Origin of the sequence: Proteus vulgaris, from assembly GCF_011045815.1 — a bacterium.
GTDB classification, from domain to species: domain Bacteria; phylum Pseudomonadota; class Gammaproteobacteria; order Enterobacterales; family Enterobacteriaceae; genus Proteus; species Proteus vulgaris_B.
Genome location: NZ_CP047344.1, coordinates 2189127 through 2207484, shown reverse-complemented (window position 1 = coordinate 2207484; position 18358 = coordinate 2189127). Strand labels below are relative to the sequence as shown.

18 protein-coding genes are annotated in these 18358 nt (G+C 37.5%); 1 reads left to right on the top strand and 17 read right to left on the bottom strand.

Annotated elements, in window-relative coordinates:
• Positions 1-89: 89 nt before the first annotated feature.
• From lhgO to pth, 14 genes are all read right to left on the bottom strand, one after another.
• The gene (gene lhgO / locus GTH24_RS10430; protein WP_164526372.1) at positions 90-1292 is read right to left on the bottom strand and encodes an L-2-hydroxyglutarate oxidase; all 1203 of its coding nucleotides are present in this window, start codon (positions 1290-1292) and stop codon (positions 90-92) included.
• Positions 1293-1307: 15 nt separating this feature from the next.
• A complete protein-coding gene (locus GTH24_RS10425) occupies positions 1308-2021 on the bottom strand; it encodes a FadR/GntR family transcriptional regulator (RefSeq protein WP_072068251.1) in 714 nt (237 codons plus the stop codon).
• Positions 2022-3989 carry a TRAP transporter permease gene (locus GTH24_RS10420; protein WP_072068250.1) on the bottom strand — a complete coding sequence of 656 codons (1968 nt, stop codon included), beginning with the start codon at positions 3987-3989 and terminating at the stop codon, positions 2022-2024.
• 12 nt (positions 3990-4001) lie between these two features.
• Complete coding sequence (locus GTH24_RS10415; protein ID WP_072068249.1) at positions 4002-5036, bottom strand: TAXI family TRAP transporter solute-binding subunit; 1035 nt, start codon at positions 5034-5036, stop codon at positions 4002-4004.
• 387 nt (positions 5037-5423) lie between these two features.
• Positions 5424-5936, bottom strand: a complete 513-nt coding sequence (locus tag GTH24_RS10410) for a DedA family protein (protein ID WP_072068248.1) — start codon at positions 5934-5936, stop codon at positions 5424-5426.
• Positions 5937-5994: 58 nt separating this feature from the next.
• The gene (locus GTH24_RS10405; protein WP_164526371.1) at positions 5995-6816 is read right to left on the bottom strand and encodes an energy-coupling factor ABC transporter ATP-binding protein; all 822 of its coding nucleotides are present in this window, start codon (positions 6814-6816) and stop codon (positions 5995-5997) included.
• Positions 6800-7645: an energy-coupling factor ABC transporter ATP-binding protein gene (locus GTH24_RS10400; RefSeq protein WP_164526370.1), complete on the bottom strand. Its 846-nt coding sequence runs from the start codon at positions 7643-7645 to the stop codon at positions 6800-6802. The genes GTH24_RS10405 and GTH24_RS10400 overlap by 17 nt, the downstream gene beginning before the upstream one ends.
• Positions 7636-8340, bottom strand: coding sequence for an energy-coupling factor transporter transmembrane component T (locus GTH24_RS10395; RefSeq protein WP_072068245.1), 705 nt, complete (start codon positions 8338-8340; stop codon positions 7636-7638). Before GTH24_RS10395 ends, GTH24_RS10400 begins: the two co-directional genes overlap by 10 nt.
• Positions 8341-8342: 2 nt before the next feature.
• On the bottom strand, positions 8343-8924 hold the full coding sequence (locus GTH24_RS10390) for an ECF transporter S component (protein WP_072068244.1): 582 nt from the start codon (positions 8922-8924) through the stop codon (positions 8343-8345).
• Positions 8925-9000: 76 nt separating this feature from the next.
• Complete coding sequence (locus GTH24_RS10385) at positions 9001-9438, bottom strand: PPC domain-containing DNA-binding protein (protein ID WP_176694686.1); 438 nt, start codon at positions 9436-9438, stop codon at positions 9001-9003.
• Between the two features lie 293 nt (positions 9439-9731).
• A complete protein-coding gene (gene alsS / locus GTH24_RS10380; protein ID WP_072068242.1) occupies positions 9732-11411 on the bottom strand; it encodes an acetolactate synthase AlsS in 1680 nt (559 codons plus the stop codon).
• 66 nt (positions 11412-11477) lie between these two features.
• A complete protein-coding gene (gene budA, locus GTH24_RS10375) occupies positions 11478-12305 on the bottom strand; it encodes an acetolactate decarboxylase (RefSeq protein WP_072068241.1) in 828 nt (275 codons plus the stop codon).
• A 545-nt stretch (positions 12306-12850) separates the two neighbouring features.
• Positions 12851-13942, bottom strand: coding sequence for a redox-regulated ATPase YchF (gene ychF / locus GTH24_RS10370; protein ID WP_072064039.1), 1092 nt, complete (start codon positions 13940-13942; stop codon positions 12851-12853).
• Positions 13943-14126: 184 nt separating this feature from the next.
• Positions 14127-14711 (bottom strand): aminoacyl-tRNA hydrolase, encoded by a 585-nt coding sequence (pth, locus tag GTH24_RS10365; protein WP_072068240.1) that lies wholly within the window; start codon positions 14709-14711, stop codon positions 14127-14129.
• A 345-nt stretch (positions 14712-15056) separates the two neighbouring features.
• Between pth and ychH the strand changes: the two genes are divergently transcribed.
• Positions 15057-15335: a stress-induced protein YchH gene (gene ychH, locus GTH24_RS10360; RefSeq protein WP_072068239.1), complete on the top strand. Its 279-nt coding sequence runs from the start codon at positions 15057-15059 to the stop codon at positions 15333-15335.
• 244 nt (positions 15336-15579) lie between these two features.
• Here the strand turns inward: ychH and prs are convergent, their stop codons facing one another.
• The 3 genes from prs to lolB all read right to left on the bottom strand — a co-directional run bounded on the left by prs (position 15580) and on the right by lolB (position 18125).
• Positions 15580-16527, bottom strand: coding sequence for a ribose-phosphate diphosphokinase (gene prs / locus GTH24_RS10355; RefSeq protein ID WP_036912921.1), 948 nt, complete (start codon positions 16525-16527; stop codon positions 15580-15582).
• 87 nt (positions 16528-16614) lie between these two features.
• Complete coding sequence (gene ispE, locus GTH24_RS10350) at positions 16615-17490, bottom strand: 4-(cytidine 5'-diphospho)-2-C-methyl-D-erythritol kinase (protein WP_072068238.1); 876 nt, start codon at positions 17488-17490, stop codon at positions 16615-16617.
• Complete coding sequence (gene lolB, locus GTH24_RS10345) at positions 17487-18125, bottom strand: lipoprotein insertase outer membrane protein LolB (RefSeq protein WP_072068237.1); 639 nt, start codon at positions 18123-18125, stop codon at positions 17487-17489. The genes ispE and lolB overlap by 4 nt, the downstream gene beginning before the upstream one ends.
• Positions 18126-18358: the final 233 nt, after the last annotated feature.

The window sequence follows — 18358 nt, the reverse complement described above, 5'->3', positions numbered from 1 at the left end:
TTTATACAATATATGAGTGCTTGATAAAATGATCAAGCGCTCATAATGATAATTATATAAATGATTTTGAATAGTGTTGTAATTTTGTTTTACAAAGAAAAATGTTCTCTAACAATTTCTCTACCTATTTCAATAGATGCCGTTGCAGCAGGTGATGGGGCATTACACACATGTAATGAACGCTTACCTTTCACAAAATGGAAATCATCTACTAATTTTCCTTCACGAGTTAATGCCTGAGCACGAACTCCCGCAGGACCAGGATGAATATCTGCTTCATGTAAATCAGGAATTAATTTTTGCGCATTCGCAGTAAATAATTTGCGAGAATATGAACGACGAAGTTCGGCCATTCCTTCACCTAAATAATTACCTGCAATTTTCCAAAAGCCCTTATAAGTGAGCACTTCGGCGAGATCTTTTAAATTAATATCGCTTTTTTTATAGCCTTCGCGCTTAAACGCTAATACCGCATTAGGCCCAACATCACGATGTCCGTTATACATGCGTGTGAAGTGTACGCCTAAGAATGGAAAATCAGGGTTAGGAACGGGATAAATTAGGTGGTTGACTAAGTAGTTTTTATTGGCATTAAGCATAAAGTATTCACCACGGAATGGGACTATCTTCATACCTGTGTCATAACCTGCCATTTTAGCAATACGATCACTAAATAATCCTGCACAATTAATCAACCATTTACCTGTAAATTGCTCATTGGATGTCGTTACTGTGACATTATCATCCGTTTCATTGATCGATGTTACAGCTTGGCCAAACGTAAATTTACCACCACGAGATTTAATAATTTCAACATGTTTTGCTGCTATTTCGGGATAATTAACAATCCCTGCATCAGGAACTAATAATGCAGCAATACCATTAACATAAGGCTCTCTAGCTTTCAGTTCACTTTCAGTCATTTTGATAACTTCAAGCCCATTATCAATGCCACGTTGATAAATGTTTTCTAACGCATTTAGCTCTTTTTCATTGGTAGCGACAATCACTTTGCCACAACGATCGTAATAAAGATTATGTTGTTGGCAAAACGCATAAGTGGTGATATTGCCTTGTTTAGCCAGCCTTGCTTTAAGGCTCCCCGGTGTATAATAAATACCAGAATGAACAACATTACTGTTATGTCCACTTTGATGAGCCGCAGGGCCGGATTCTTTATCAATCACCAGTAGTTTTAGTTCAGGTTGACTTTCTTGTAGCGCACTTGCAACCCCTAATCCGACTAATCCCGCACCAATAATAATCACGTCATACGTCATAATCTTATCCATTTTATAAATTTTAAATTAACAAGGTTCTTGTTGTAAGCGCTTTAATTTGCCACGTACATTCGTTAAATGAAGACGCATTTTATAGCTTGTTTCATCGTGATCTTGTTGGCGTATTGCTTCAACAATCGCTTCATGCTCTGCAATAACACGCTCTGTTTCTGTCTCTCGCCCTTTATTTTGACTTAATGAATACATTAAGACACCAAGATAAAGCTCATGCATATTATCTAAGATCCTGACAAAAAAAGGATTGTGTGCGGCAACCATAATAGAACGATGAAATTGATAGTCTTCTTCATGGCCAATACTTTTGTTTTGTCTTGTTGCTAAAACAAAGGCATCGTGGGCATTTTCGATAGCGCGTAATTCTTCTGGTGTTCGGCGTAAAGCGGCAATAGCTGCCGCTTCATGTTCAATGACCTCACGCATCTCAAGTAGTGAATCTATCTCTTCAGGGCAAGCAATTTCCATGACTAATGGCTCATATTTACTGAGTATAGAATGGTCAATTACACGGCGACCACCTCCTTGGCGTGAAGTCACAATGCCACTGGCTTCTAAGACACCTAATGCTTCTCTGATCGGGACTCGACTGACGCCAAAGGCATCAGCGAGTACATTTTCAGAAGGTAACTTTTCACCAATAGGGTATGTCCCGTTACTAATATTTTGCTTTATTTGCTCAAGAATTTGATGCGACGCTTTTTGGCGTGAGATCTTTTGTATCATCTAGTTTTCTCCAGATGCATGCCCCATATTAGCTAACTGTTTTTTAGACCGTAATAGATGGAATGCACCAGTTAATAGGATCAAGGCAACACCTAAAAGGTCGGTATATAAGCCCGGTTTAATCATTAAAATTGCCGCAGCAGCAAATGCAATACGCTCAAACCACGTTGTTTTAATCATCCAGAAGTTTGCTGTTGCGATACTTAGTGCATAAATTCCGACTAATGCAGTAATAATCATTAATCCAATAGAAAGTACACCTAAATTATCACCTTGCATTAATAAAGCAGGGTTATAGACTAAAATAAACGGAATAATAAAACCGGGAAGTGCTAAACGAACCGCATCCCATGATGTTTGCATAGGGTCTGCTCTTGCAATACTGGCGGCAGTATAACTGGCTAAGGCAACAGGAGGTGTAATATTGGATAGTGCGCCAAACCAGAATACAAAGAAATGAGCCGCTAAAGGCATAACGCCAGCTTTAATTAAAATAGGTGACACTGTAACGGCAACGACGATATATAAAGCGGTTGAAGGTAACCCCATACTTAATACAATACACACCAGCATGACAACTAATAATATCATCCATAGTGTATTATCCGTCATTGAGACGATATTAAAGGCCAATGTTGCTCCGATACCCGTCATTGTAACTACACAGATAATCACGCCAATAGCTGCGCAAGCGACCGTTACTTGAACTGACCCACGAGCCGCTTCAGCTAAGGCGTCAGCCACTTTAGTTAAAGTCATACGAACAGTTTTATCGGGTGTTATCCAACTTGCAACAATAATGGTTAGAATACCTAAGAAGCCAGCATAAATAGGTGTTTTACCTACTAATAAGGTTCCAATGACAATAACCAATGGTAATAACAGTAAGCCTCGGGCTTTTAATACGGCTTTAACTTGTGGAATATTTTCTTTACTTAACCCCTTTAACCCTTGTTTCTTGGCTTCAATGTCAATGGCCATAATTAATGCGGCGTAATACAACAGTGCTGGAATAATGGCTGCAATAACAATGGTGGTATATGAAATTCCTAAAAAGCCAGCCATAATAAATGCGGCTGCACCCATAATCGGAGGCATGATCATGCCACCCGTCGATGCAGTTGCTTCTACAGCTCCAGCAAAACGCGGTGTTAATCCAATACTTTTCATTAAAGGAATGGTGAAAGTCCCCGTTGTTGCTACGTTAGCAACAGCACTTCCGCTTAAAGAGCCTGTTAATGCAGATGAAATAACCGCAACTTGGGCTGGCCCACCACGACGACGACCTGCGATAGCCAGCGCTAAATCATTAAATAAAGCAGTAGCACCACTGACACTCAAGAATGAACCAAAGAGAATAAAGACCACAATCGCGGTGGAGGCCGTTGAAAGGGTAATACCAAAAATCCCTTCACTGGTCATAAATAAACGGTATAACAATCTTTCTACAGAAAATCCTGCATGACCGAAAATACCCATAAAATACTGACCAAATAAAGCATAGATAATGGCAAAAGTTGCAAGCCCTGGAATGAAATAACCAGTAGTTCTTCTTGCAGCTTCAAACAGTACGATAATACCTAATATAGCCATGGCATAATCAGTAGTATTTGGAATGCTTTTTCTTACTACATGAAGATCTACGTAATTAAAGAAAAAATAGCCATAACTGATTAATGTTAAAGCAATAAAAAGATAATCCCAACCATTAAATTTAGGTGTGGAAAAACGCTTAGAGAATGGAAATAAAATAAAGCCTAAAATTAAAATACCACTAAGAAAAATAGTATTACGGTAAAACTCTTGAGTATTTGATAATGCGTTAGAATAAATCGCATAAAGTGAAATTAATATTGCAAGAGTCGTGGTGATTTTCAGGTAAATGCCTGCAAGTTGGCGATTGCCAGAGCTTGCTTCTTTATCTAATGCAGGTGGCTCTACCGGAGTTAGGTGGTCATTATTAGTCATAACTCACTCCTGTTATTTATTATTAGTCTGCGTTTGAGCTTCTGGTGGAATAAGATAATCAGGGATCTCTAATCCGATTTCTTTGTAATAGCGGTAAGCCCCTAAATGTAATGGCACAGAAACACCTTTTAATGCATTTTCTGTGGTGATGTACTTAGCTGCGCTATGAACTTGATGAACTTCAGGAAGGTTCTCAAACATAGTTTTTGTTAGCTCATAAACTAAGTCATTATCAATGCTGGTTGTGGCCATTAAGATATTAGGTTGGGCTATCGTATTGACCATTTCAGTTTGGCGAGGGTAGGTATCCGCGGGTATTTCAAAACGAAACCATGAATTTGCCACATGATTGATATCATCAAGTTGTTTATCTGTGACTTCGAGTAGTTTTGCGCTGACACCACTGGCATACATATCGGTGACGGCTGAAGCTGGGACACCAGCAGGTAATGCACCACCGTCAAGACGGCCATCTCGCATGGCAGAAACAGTGTCTCCATACCCAAGATATTCAGGGGTAATATCTTTCTTGGTTAAATTAACACCTTTAAGAATGATAATCGTTGATTGCTCTGTCCCACTCGCTTGAGGGCCAACAGAAAAACTTGTTGCACGAATATCATCTAATGTGCCAGTTTTTACTTTGTCATTCATTAAAACAAAGTGTTCGACATTAGGCCACAACATAGAAATTGAGCGCAAATTTCTTTCTGGTTTACCTTCAAAATTACGCACACCTTCATAAGCTTCCACAGCTAAAAGACTTTGTAAAATAGAGAGCTGAGCTTCATTTTTTTGCATTAAATAGATGTTTTCTATCGATCCTGCCGAAGATTGCCCTGTTACTTGAACGCCTCTATCCTTAAGGTGCGTGCTCCATACATTTGCTAATCCCACTCCCATCGGATAATACGTTCCTCCTGTTGAAGCGGTTGCTACAGAGAGAAATTGTTTATTCGCATTTTCTTTTTTGCCAGCTATTGCTAATGAGACAACCGCAATAACAGCAACAATACCGATGGCAAGCTTTGTTTTTCTTATTCTCATGATGTTGTTCCTGTACATAAAAACGCAGGTGAATGTTTCACACCAACTTGTATACAACATGACAACTTTTATAGAAATAAGGAGTGTTAAGAAATTGTGACGTGACGTAATGAAATTAAAACAAGAAGGTAACAAATTGTGATCACCATAGTAATTATGCAAATTTTAATCATAATTATGGTGATAGGCACAAAATGCGAAAGAAAATATCAATAAAGCATGGAAGAAAAGATAAAAGAAGCTAAAAAATAGCCTATTTATCGATAATTAAAAATAAAATGAAAAAAAGAGAGGTCAGAAGATATTTAAACAATATGATTATGTAAAAAGAAAATAGACCACTTTTAGTATTAATAGAAAGATTAAAATTAAGTGCTAATTTGCCACTTATAAAGCAAAAGTAAGTACACCTGTTGCGATTAAAACAAACATTGCAGACCAGACCAAGGCAGAAATGGTGCTGGTGATATAAATACCATATGCAGATAGTTTTAATAAGCCAGCACTAAAGGGGGTTAAATAGCGAAAAACAGCTAAGAATCGAGAGATAAACAAAATATAGTGAGTTTTATTTTTTAATAATTGTTGAATGCGATTAATTTTTGACTGATAACGATTAACCCATATTTTAAGGCGAGGAAAACGATAGATAGAACGCCCCAACTCATAGCTTAAAATTGAACCTAATAGAGCACCACAACTGGTGGCTAACCAAAGAAATATAGGAGAATAAAGCGGTAAACAAGCACCAAAAATAAAGAGCAACATTAAAGATGCGGGGGGCAAAAATGAAGAAATACCTATGGTTGATTTTCCTGCTGTGATTAAAATAATCGATAAGAATAGAGTAATAGGAGATAAGTGACTTAAGGCGTCGAATAAAGTGTGAATAATTTCCATTTAATTATCTCCAACTACTTACAAATAAACACAATAACAGTGATAAATATTAAGATTATTATGAGCTTATTTTAGAATTCTTATTCATTTCAGTTAACATTATCGCCCATTCAATAGGCGTATTTTTAATTGGTAATTTCAGTTTCTGACTTAATGAGTATAGCGTAGGCGCAGGAATATCAGTAAGGGATTGCAGTGTTGAATCCATTAGCACTTTATCAGGGGAGCCATCGGCAATTAATTTACCTGAAGATAAATGGATAACTCTCTGAAAATGGCGAGCAGTAAAATCAAGATCATGACTAATAGCCAATACTGTTGTACCTAATGTTTTTTGTACCTGAAGCCAATTCTCAAAACAGCTTAACCAATGTGCATCAAAATCACGAGTGGGTTCATCAAGTAATAATATTTTAGGTGATAAAATACTTAAACTTGCAACAGCAACCATCCTACGCTGGCCTGCATGTAAATCTAAAGGATGAACATCTGCAACATCACTTAAACCACAAAGCGACAGTGTTTCATCTAAACATTTTTTAATTTCTTTTTTCGGAAATTTACGTAGCTTTAAACCAAAAGTGATCTCTTTTTCAACCGTATTATGAAAAATTTGTCGTTCAGGCTCTTGAAATAACACTCCAATATAATGAGCGCGCTGTTGTGCTTTTAGTTGAAATAGTGACTGATTATTGAGTGTTATATCACCTTCGTTGGGCGTTAATAGTCCTGCAATTAATCGTAATAAGGTAGATTTACCCGCTCCATTATCACCGACTAAGGTTATCCATTCGCCTTGATTTAAGGTTAAGGATAATTGAGAGATACAAGGCGGAACATCATCGCTCCAGCGATAAGTTACATTATTGAGCTGTAACATAAAATTCCTTAAAAGCATTAAGCAAGGCTTTGTCATTATTTACAATATTCTTATTCCAATGATGGTTTTCAATTAACCAATGTAAAGCTTGCCATGCGTCTGGAGCATTAATCGTTGAAAACAAGAATGGAAAAATAGAGTCTAAAGTACCTTTTGCCTTCACTTTTCCCGCCTCCAATAATAAAAATTGTTCACTCAGACTTATTGCAGGTAATAAATTGCGTTCAAAAATGACGACACTGCATTTATGCTCTTTTGCATAGTGTTTTATGCGTTGCTGTAATTGTTGGGTTGCATTGGGTGTTAAGCGACTAAAAGCTTCATCAAGTAATAATAATTTTGGGTGCATAGCAAGCGCACTTGCTATGACAACGCGTTGAGCTTCACCGCCAGAAAGGGTTGAAGGGTGGCGAAAACGCAAGCATTCACATTGTGTTAATGCCATAGCTTCTTTTACTCGAAATCGAATTTCATTATCGCTCAATCCCAAATTTTCAGGGCCAAAGGCAATTTCTTGCTCTACGGTGAATGCACATCCTGAAAGTTGTAATTGTGGTGATTGTTGAACGAGTTGTCGTCCGGGTGCTAGCGACACTAATCGGCTTTTATCGAGAGCAATATTTTGTACAATTCCCATGCCTTGTACTGAACCTGTTAATAAATCGGGATACCAACCTGCTAGTAATTGTGCAAGAAGGCTTTTTCCGCTGCCATTACCCCCTAAAATCACAAGCCATTCCCCTTGTTTTAACTGCAAATCGATAGGGCCAAGAATAGGCTGTTCGTCGCCAGTGGGGATAAAACTCAATTGCTGAAGATTTAGTACCATAGCCAAATACCTCCTTCAAACAAAATAAGCAATAAAATCAAGTAGCGAAGCATCATTTGAAGTGGCGTATCTGCTGGAGGATATAAAGTTGTCCGTTTTTTAATAATACGAAATCCTCGCATATCTAATGCAGCACTTCTAATCGTTAAATCACTTAATACATGACTAATAAGAGGCAGAATAATAGCGGGTAATGTGATGAGACGTTGCCAAAATGTTCCATCAAGAGGAACACCTCGCGCTAATTGCGCCTCTCTTATATTGTGTAATTGTTGGCGTAATTGTTCTACAAGCAACAAAGGTCCTGCTAATAAATAGGAAAGGCTCATAGGTAAACGGCTAGCAAATAACGCTCTAATAAATTGCTCTGTTGATGTGTATTGTAACCACAGTTGAGCGCCACTTATTATTGCTAATAATCTTAACCATAACGTTATTGCCATAGTTTGTTTACTGGTATCTAAAGATCCTCCTGTTAACCAATAAGCTAGCCAGCCACTATGGACTAACCATAATCCGATTGCCATAGGGATCATTAACCAAGCAATAAAACGCCAACGCCAGCGAGATGCTTTCCAAATTAATAAGCTAATAAAAATACCACTGCTGATTATCAGCAGTGGTAAGCCTAATGATAAAAAAAGCACACTAGCACTTAGCCAAAGCCATAATGCCAATGAGGTAAATGGATGCATTATTAGCGAACCTTGGCAATCGCAGGGAAATTACGTTGTGTTCGTTGTGGTAATTGACGCACTAATAACCAAGCGATAATTGCAGATAAGATTTTATCTGCGAGATTTGCTCCTAATACAGTAATGGCAACAGACTCAATAAGCCCTTCACCTACAGCATGAAAATAAGCAACAAAGAAATCAGCACCGCTACCAGTTGCGCCACCAAATAGATAAGTACGAATTGGAACAGCGACAATCATTAACGCTAAAGTAATGACAATACCTGAACCAATAACGCGAATTAAAGAACGAAAACCACCTGCACGAGCCAATAAACCCGCACTTAATCCTATCATCATGGCAACCGGAGCAAATGCGGCCGCCATTGGACCACTGATTAATCCCCATAATAGATTGGTTAATAATCCAGTGAATAATGCGACCCATGGGCCACCTAATAAGGCACAAATTAGTGTACCGATAGAATCTAAAAATATAGGGAGTTTTACCATTGAGGTAATTTGGCCGCCGATCATATTTATTGCAATAGATACAACAATTAGCACGAGTGTGCGACTCGAAATTTGAGGAGTTGTAGACATAGTTTAAAAACCTTTACAAAGGATAGTGACTATTGGTTTTATTGTTTTGCATATATAACGATTTTTTATAAAAAAGCTATTTACGCGGTGTGATGACCAACTCCTCATAACCAGAGTGTTCACAAGGCTGACGGCTAAAAGTCACTTGCTCTAACTCACCAATAACGAGCTCTAGCGTCGTGCGCACTGTACAACCTGGCATCATATGTCCACCACACATTAATCCATTTTCATCTGAGATTGCTAAATGCAAATGTTCACCTTGGTCATCTAATGTTCCAATTAGTGAAATAATCTCAAATTTACCTGTAAGATAGCGATTTTCTTCGCGTCCTGCAAAGCGTAATACCACATCGGTTAAACTTCCCACACAACCTGCAATAAATGCTGATTTTAGGTTTTGTTCCTTCATCATCTGTCGTAATGCCATAATCACATCTTCATTAGGAAGAAGGCGAAGTGGAATAAATCGAGCATGGGAAGAAAGTAATGAGGTGTGAGACATCGTGATTATCCTAATAACTGAAAGTCTATATTTAATTTATATGGTTATTGTAAGCACTAAAATGACTGTGTCAGCTAAGACCTAGCTTACTTTATATTATCTATTTTCATTTTTATGCACAAAAATCGCATAACGTATTATTAATAAAAAAAACGAAAGAAGAAATAGATAATAACTTTTTATTAACAATGAAATTGTTTTGTATCAAAAGAATAAGATAGGAAGAAAAACAAAGAGAGGAATAAGGATGAGTGGAAAATGCTCACCCCTATTTTTAATAACACGACATTTAAGTAAAATAACTAAATAATCAAATTATAATCAATATGTTCCATTAATTTAGCATTATCACGATAATCGACAGGAATAGCGAGAACAGCGGGGCCATCAACAGCCATCGCTTCATGTAAAACGGTACGTAATTGAGAAGCACATTCAACAGAAAACCCTTTAGCACCGAAGGATCTAGCGTAACGTTTAAAATCAATTGCCCCAAATTTTACACCAGAATAACGGCCATATTTTTTTTGCTCTTGCATTTCTACCATGTTATAAGCGTTATCCACCCAAATAATATGTAAGATATTAGTATTTAAACGAACCGCAGTTTCTAGCTCCATGGACGATTGCATAAAACCACCATCACCAGAAACAGAAATAATTTTATCAGAAGGCCGGACAAAAGAAGCACCAATTCCCCAAGGTAATGCAACACCCATGGTTTGTTGTCCATTAGAAATCAGCATTTGTCTTGCTCTAAAACTATAAAGATAACGTGCAAGCCATATATGAAAACTCCCCATATCAATACAGAGTGTTACATCGTTATCAATAATGTTTTGCATCTCATGAATGATGGTTAAAGGGTGAATAGGAGAACCATGCCGAAAATAACTATTTTGTTGCAGAATTTCTCTTTGGTGGCGAATTTTCTCAAGGATGTGATGAGTATTATTTGAGAGTGTAATTTGGGATGTAGATTGTTTAGCAAAATACTGAGTTAAATTATCAATTGTTAATTTGATATTACCGGTTAATTCTAAATCAGGGCAGTAAGCTAAATCAATTTCAGCAGGGATCTCATCTATATGAATAATATTGGCATTATTGTAATTCCATAATGATGGCTCATATTCTATAGGGCTATAACCCAAAGTAATCACTAAATCGGCATGAGATAATAACTCATCACCTGGTTGATTATTAAATAAGCCAATACGGCCAGCAAATAAAGGAAAATGGCGTTGAGCAATCGCACCTGCTGATTGATAAGTACCTACAATCGGGAGAGGACAAATATCAAGTAGCTTTTGTAATGCTAATGCATTTTCAGGATAACTAGCTTGTAGCCCTAATAAAATAACTGGGCTTTTAGCATGCTGCAATAATTTAACGGCTTCTTGGATGGCATCATTATTTGCACTCCCAATATTGGATTTTGATTTGGGTACTAATATTGGGCTATTAACTTCATTATTTAAAATATCCATTGGAAAAGTTAAAAAAGCCGAACCCGGTCTTCCTGATTCCGCATGGCGAAAAGCATTAGCCATGGTTTCAGAAATTGATTTTGCTGAATCAATTTCTGCGCAAAATTTAGTAATAGGATTAAACATAGTAACGGTATCCATGCTTTGATGAACCAATTTTAATCTATCTGCGGATTTTACTGAGCCTCCTAATGCAACTAACGGATCGCCTTCAGATGTTGCTGTTGCAATACCTGTCGCAAGGTTAGAGCAACCCGGCCCCGATGTTGCGATAGCCACTCCCGCTTTACCCGTTAAACGACCAACCGCTGCGGCCATAAAGGCGGCGTTAGCTTCATGACGAACCACCACCGTTTCAATAGTTGAATCGACAAGAGAATCAAATACACGATCTATTTTTGCACCTGGAATACCAAACACTTGTTTAATGCCATGTTGTTCTAATTGTTTGACAATTAAATCTGCACCACATTTCCAATGAGGAGTGTTCATATAACCTTCTTTAATTTTGCAAGTGAATAAAAATAAGATTAAGAATAAAGTTAAGCGTTATTTAAATTAATTTTCGGCTTGTTCTATTGCTTGATGAAGATTGTCCGGCATTAAATTTGCTTGTAGAAAGGTGGAATGGCTGGGTAAATCAATGGTAAGACGGGAAATAACACCGATCTGTAAGGTGCCTTGTTTTAAATAATAATCAAGGACATGACCACCGCCTTGGCGTTGTTGATTAATGTAATGTTCATGAAACCCTGCAACATTTATTCCTTGCGTAAATTGTGGGGAGCGAAAACCCGCAATAGTTCCTGTTTCATTATGAAATGTGAAAATAGGCTGATCCTCGATAGCCTCTAACATTGGAAGGTAGGGAGGAGTTTGGCGAGGAACTGTGCGTGTTTTAACTAATTCAAATTCGCCTTCAATTCTGATTGCGCAAAATAGATTGTCGGAAGGAACATACTGATTAATTACATTGTGTATTTCTTTTTGCGATGCACCATAAGAAAAGTGATGTTCAATATCACAATTAAAAAATGTCATTACAGCAAAAGGGGATTTTTGAGAATTTAATGCCTGACGTGCGCTACCATCAGAGCGTAATTGAAAAACATTATTGTCGAATGCAACTAGCTCGCCATCAAGTTGTTCAAAAGTTCCTAAACCAAAATCACCATGCTTTAATAAATCAGCAATAGTGATATTGCTGTCATATACACCTGCAATTAAACTACTCATTAATGAATTTTGATAAATAGTACATTCGGGGTGTTTACTAATATAATTATTTAAGTTAGTTATTATTTCTTGTCCACATTGGCAATGATGATTTTTATTGTGTGTTATATCACTATTATCTCGCACATTAGATTGAAAATGATTATTCATGGTAAAGCTATTCCTTTATTTAATAAGTAACAATCATTAATCGATTGTCAAATTAAGTATTATCCTAATTCATAAGTATTTCAAATGTTTTAATTGTAATTAAATAGAGGGTGATAGTTTTATAATTATAAATTAACTAGATGTTATTTTTTATTATTAGAGTTAATTAAGTTTGCAAAATCTATTATTTTTATGTTATCTATAGCTATTTTTGATATTGGTTATGGGAGAATTGATTCTGTTTTTATTTTGTCAAGATAATTAAAAATGATTTTTATACATTTTTATTTTTTCTATTAAAATAAGATATATTAGGGGATGGTTTTCTATACTCAGTTTATGGGTGAAAGTCTAAATATAAAAAATATTTTTTATATTATTTGTCTATTATAGAATCGACTAATTATATTTTTTATTTTTAAATCTTTTAGTTTTTTTATAATATGAGTTTTCATAAATGCATATAGAATAATTTTAAGTTAATTAGGAAAAAAAGCCTTATGAAAACATAAGGCTTTTAGAGAACGGTTAATATTTTTATTTAATTAAACGTTAAACAAGAAGTTCATTACATCGCCATCTTGAACGATATATTCTTTACCTTCTGCACGCATTTTACCTGCTTCTTTCGCACCTTGTTCACCACCGTAAGTGATAAAGTCGTTATAAGCGATAGTTTGAGCACGGATAAAACCTTTCTCAAAGTCAGTATGGATTTTACCTGCAGCTTGTGGTGCTGTTGCTCCTACAGGGATTGTCCATGCACGTACTTCTTTAACGCCAGCTGTGAAGTAAGTTTGTAAGTTCAGTAATGAGTAACCCGCACGAATAACACGGTTTAAGCCAGGCTCTTCAATACCTAAATCTTGCATAAATTCTTCGCGTTCTGCATCTTCTAACTCAGCAATGTCTGCTTCGATAGCAGCACAAACAGGAACAACCACAGAACCTTCTGCTTCTGCGATTTTGCGAACAGTTTCAAGATATGGGTTATTTTCAAAACCATCTTCATTAACGTTTGCAATATACATTGTTGGTTTTAACGTTAAGAAGCTTAAATAACGAATCGTTGCTTTTTCTTCTTCCGTTAAATCTAAAGCGCGTAACATGCCAGCGTTTTCTAAATGTGGTAAACATTTTTCTAACACTTCCATTTCTGCTTTAGCAATTTTATCGCCACCTTTTGCTTTTTTCTGATTACGGTGCATTGCACGTTCACAGGTATCTAAGTCAGAAAGTGCTAATTCAGTGTTGATAGTTTCGATATCTTCAGCAGGATCAACTTTACCTGCAACGTGAATGATATTGTCATTTTCAAAGCAACGAACCACATGACCAATCGCTTCAGTTTCACGGATATTCGTTAGGAATTGGTTACCTAAACCTTCACCTTTAGATGCGCCTTTTACTAAGCCTGCAATATCAACAAATTCCATTGTTGTGGGTAAAATACGCTGTGGCTTAACAATTTCAGCCAGTTTATCTAAGCGAGGATCAGGCATTGGAACAACACCTGTGTTTGGTTCGATAGTACAGAATGGGAAGTTGGCTGCCTCAATACCTGCCTTAGTTAAGGCATTAAACAGTGTAGATTTCCCTACGTTAGGCAGACCGACGATACCACATTTAAATCCCATAAACGTTCACCTTGTCACATAAAAACAACAGGAGGGAGTATTCCTGTTGTGTGCTGTTAAAAAAAATTTGGCGCTATTATAGAGCAAATCCCTGTTTGATTAAATCATCAGGGATTAATCGCACAAAAGAAGAGGGTATTTTACCCTCTGAATATTGAAATCGCTTAATTTATCAATGTAATGATTATGCTTTAAAGCTATGTAAGCGGTTTATTGCTTTTTCATAACCATCACGCATTAAAATATCTGTGCATGAAAGGGCTTCATCGATAGCGTCATCAATTAATTTTTGTTCACTCATTGGTGGTTTGCCTAATACAAAGCCAACAACTTTATTTTTATCACCAGGGTGGCCAATACCAATGCGTAAACGATAGAAATTTGGATTATTGCTAAACTTACTTTGAATGTCTTTTAATCCGTTATGGCCACCATTACCACCACCTAATTTCATTTTGACAACACCGGGCGGTAAATCGAGTTCATCATGTGCAACTAAAATTTCATCAAGTTCAATACGATAAAAGTTCGCCATTGCTTGTACCGCTTTACCACTCAAATTCATAAAAGTGGTCGGAACTAATAAACGAACGTCATTACCATTTAAATTAATGCGTGCGGTGTAACCAAAGAATTTGCTCTCTTCTTTTAGAGATTGCTGATGACGTTGAGCCAATAAATCTACATACCAAGCACCCGCATTATGGCGAGTCTGGGCATAATCTGCACCGGGGTTTGCTAACCCGACGATAAGTTTAATTTTACTCACAATAGCCTTTCACTGTTATCGTCTTAAAAGAAAGCCCATAGTTTACCTGTCTAAGCACAGAAGCACAAAATAGATTGCATAGAATGTTTTTTAGAAATGGAGGGGAGAGGAAATATCCTTATTTTAATTTAACAAAAAGAGCGAAAGTGATAAAAACAGCGTTATTTTTTACTTTGAAAATAAAAAAACACATTTTTTGTGAAGATTTGTCAATAAATATCAGAACGATGTGATCGCTTCGACAATACCTTCTGAGTATTTATGGCTATAATAACTGCAATGAATAAAAGGTTATTCGATGTATTTTGGTGTTGAATCGTCTGACGACGCGCTTGGAGGTGCAACATGAAATATAAACATGCATTTGCAGTTGGTAATTTATGTATGGCTACGGGGATGGTTGTGATGCTCGGTAGTCTTGGTTATACCCTTCTTAGTCATATCTTCCCTTTAGGATTACCTGAGTTTTTAGCAGATATCTCTTTAATGGGGATCTTTATCGGTGCCCTGGTTTGGCTAGCAGGTGCCCGTATCGGTGGTAGAGAAACAATAGCAGAAAGGTATTGGTGGTTACGTAATCATGATGAACGTTATCGTCGCCATGATAATCACCGTTATCCATAATATTGTTAATACAATTAATATCAGAATAGATAAAAAATAATAACTAAGTTTAAGATAAACTGGTGTTAAGTGAATAACTGCCATCATTATGAGAGTAATACACATCAATAGACCCGTTGATATTTTGGCGGGTTTTTTTATTGCCTAAACTACCTTGTTTTTGGAGAACGGTAACAAAAAACCCGCTATAACAAACGCTATAGCGGGTTTAGTTATCTCAAATTGCAATGAATGTTATAACAAATTAATGTTCAAACATCGCAGAGATTGACTCTTCATTGCTAATACGGCGAATTGCTTCAGCCAGCATGCCAGAAAGAGTCAATGAACGGACTTTATTTAATGCTTTGATTTCTGCTGACAATGGAATTGTATCGCAGACAACCACTTCATCAATAACAGAGCTTTTGATGTTCTCAACAGCATTACCAGAGAAGATTGGGTGAGTTGCGTAAGCAAATACGCGTTTAGCACCACGTTCTTTCAGCGCTTCAGCTGCTTTACACAATGTACCACCTGTGTCGATCATATCGTCAACAAGGATACAGTCGCGGTTAGCAACATCACCGATAATATGCATAACTTGAGAAACGTTAGCGCGAGGGCGACGTTTATCAATGATAGCCATATCAGTATCGTTTAGCAGTTTAGCGATAGCACGAGCGCGAACAACACCGCCAATATCTGGAGAAACAACAATAGGGTTGTCCAAATCTTTTTGAAGCATATCTTCTAAAAGAATTGGGCTGCCGAAGACATTGTCAACCGGTACATCAAAGAACCCTTGGATTTGTTCTGCGTGTAAGTCACAGGTTAAAACACGGTCTACGCCTACACTAGATAAGAAATCCGCAACAACTTTTGCCGTAATAGGAACACGGGCTGAACGAACACGGCGATCCTGACGGGCATAACCGAAGTAAGGAATAACAGCAGTGATACGACCAGCGGAAGCTCGACGTAATGCGTCAACCATGACCACTAATTCCATTAAATTATCATTAGTAGGTGCACAGGTTGATTGAATGATAAATACATCACCACCACGTACGTTTTCGTTGATTTGCACACTGACTTCACCGTCGCTAAAACGACCTACAGCCGCGTCTCCTAGGCTAGTGTAGAGTCGGTTGGCAACACGTTGAGCCAGTTCCGGGGTTGCGTTACCAGCAAAAAGCTTCATATCGGGCACGAGAAAAACCTCAGGCTTGCGTCCAGAGAGAGATATTGTTGACCTGTAAAGAACGTGTTTATGAACATAGGGTTTGTAAACATCATCTTACGGGTGCAATAACACAGGTATCCTTGAGCGGAATAAATGCAGAGGAGAAATGTTGACGCCTTGCGCTACAAACCCATGCACCCACTCAGGGGCGTTAATTAACACTTCACTAGCGGCAACTTGTGATTCGAACTCACCGAACACACAGGCACCTGTCCCAGTTAAGCGTGACGGTGCATATTCTAACAGCCACGAAAGCAGATATTCAACCTCACGAAAACGTTTTCTTGCGATCATTTCACAGTCATTCTCGAACGGAGCCTTTAATAATGCGCCAAGAGAGCGAATAGGAGAATTACGTTTTAATTCTGGATCTGTGAAGATTGTCGGGGTTGGAATGGAAATTCCGGGGTGTGCGACCAAATACCATTGCTCTTTTGGCTCTGCTGGGGTCAAAATTTCACCAACGCCTTCGGCGAACGCAGCATGACCTTTCACAAAAACAGGGACATCAGCCCCTAAACTTACTCCTAATTTGGCTAAGGTTTCATCACTTAAACCCGCTTGCCAGTGGTAATTAAGTGCAATTAATGTGGTCGCTGCGTTAGAAGAGCCTCCACCTAAGCCACCACCCATTGGCAACTTTTTATCAACACTGATATCTGCGCCTTGATACTGCAAAGGAATATTATGTTGTTGACAATAATCACGCAGTAATTTAGCCGCTTTAATAATTAAATTATCTTTATCTTCCACACCCTCAATCGGCGTTAAGATAGTTAACTGGGTATCATCACGAGGAGTAATCGTTAATGTATCGCCATAATCTAAAAATTGGAATAACGTTTGTAGATTATGATAACCATCCGAACGTTTCCCTGTGATATAGAGAAAAAGGTTTAATTTGGCAGGAGAAGGCCAACTTAGAGTCATTGCTGTATATCCCAGTTATCCATTTTTAATTTGATAATGCGTTCGCCTTGTTTTAACTCAAGACGTTGTGGCAGGTTAGGGGTAGTGCTTGAATCATAAGCTTGGTAAGTCACAAGCCAATCACCTTCGGGGGCGGGTAATGTGACCGATTTTAATAAGTGATTTGCATCTAACTCAAAATTAGTTGCATCACCCGGTAAACCAACAAGCCATGCACGTAGATTTTTCAGTGGAATAACCATACCAGTAAGTTGATAAATCATCTCTGCTGGATTATCGCTATAATACTTTTTACCTTTATTATCGGTGACTTCAATGACACCTGGCATAACATTTAAATCAAGCTCGGTGGTACCTAGCGGATTAGTCAATAATAAACGATAACGCTCATCTGCTTTGTCTTGCCAATAGAATCGGGCATAGGTTTTGTTTGTATCTTCGATATAAGCAAAAGCACCTCGAGTTTCATATTGTGAAATTTTCTTTAATGCTTGTTGGCGAGCTTGCCATTGCACATCGTTATCAGACGCAGAGCCTTGTGTCTTTATCTGATTTAGATTACAGGCACTCAGCAACAACGCCGTAAGCGGGATGATACGCAGGAGTTGTTTGGTTGAAAAAAAGCGTGAACGCATAGCTGAGACATTCCTTTAATTCGTTATTAGTTAAAAAAAAGAGTATCATAAACCTTATGATATAACGATATTTCGTTAAATTGTGTATAGAAATCTCCTATCACTCAAGTAAGCTCTTTTATTGAATCTGTTCATCAAGTAGAATGGCGGAAATGAAGAGTCCATACTAAATGCGCTGTTTTAGGTTTACACTAAGTCAAGTCGCGAGGCGGTATTTATTCATAACTCGATAT

Excerpts from the sequence above, each read along its gene's own strand:
- lhgO (WP_164526372.1), bottom strand. The coding sequence starts at position 1,292 with ATGGATAAGATTATGACGTATGACGTGATTATTATTGGTGCGGGATTA.
- GTH24_RS10425 (WP_072068251.1), bottom strand. The coding sequence starts at position 2,021 with ATGATACAAAAGATCTCACGCCAAAAAGCGTCGCATCAAATTCTTGAG.
- GTH24_RS10420 (WP_072068250.1), bottom strand. The coding sequence starts at position 3,989 with ATGACTAATAATGACCACCTAACTCCGGTAGAGCCACCTGCATTAGAT.
- GTH24_RS10415 (WP_072068249.1), bottom strand. The coding sequence starts at position 5,036 with ATGAGAATAAGAAAAACAAAGCTTGCCATCGGTATTGTTGCTGTTATT.
- GTH24_RS10410 (WP_072068248.1), bottom strand. The coding sequence starts at position 5,936 with ATGGAAATTATTCACACTTTATTCGACGCCTTAAGTCACTTATCTCCT.
- GTH24_RS10405 (WP_164526371.1), bottom strand. The coding sequence starts at position 6,816 with ATGTTACAGCTCAATAATGTAACTTATCGCTGGAGCGATGATGTTCCG.
- GTH24_RS10400 (WP_164526370.1), bottom strand. The coding sequence starts at position 7,645 with ATGGTACTAAATCTTCAGCAATTGAGTTTTATCCCCACTGGCGACGAA.
- GTH24_RS10395 (WP_072068245.1), bottom strand. The coding sequence starts at position 8,340 with ATGCATCCATTTACCTCATTGGCATTATGGCTTTGGCTAAGTGCTAGT.
- GTH24_RS10390 (WP_072068244.1), bottom strand. The coding sequence starts at position 8,924 with ATGTCTACAACTCCTCAAATTTCGAGTCGCACACTCGTGCTAATTGTT.
- alsS (WP_072068242.1), bottom strand. The coding sequence starts at position 11,411 with ATGAACACTCCTCATTGGAAATGTGGTGCAGATTTAATTGTCAAACAA.
- budA (WP_072068241.1), bottom strand. The coding sequence starts at position 12,305 with ATGAATAATCATTTTCAATCTAATGTGCGAGATAATAGTGATATAACA.
- ychF (WP_072064039.1), bottom strand. The coding sequence starts at position 13,942 with ATGGGATTTAAATGTGGTATCGTCGGTCTGCCTAACGTAGGGAAATCT.
- ychH (WP_072068239.1), top strand. The coding sequence starts at position 15,057 with ATGAAATATAAACATGCATTTGCAGTTGGTAATTTATGTATGGCTACG.
- ispE (WP_072068238.1), bottom strand. The coding sequence starts at position 17,490 with ATGACTCTAAGTTGGCCTTCTCCTGCCAAATTAAACCTTTTTCTCTAT.
- lolB (WP_072068237.1), bottom strand. The coding sequence starts at position 18,125 with ATGCGTTCACGCTTTTTTTCAACCAAACAACTCCTGCGTATCATCCCG.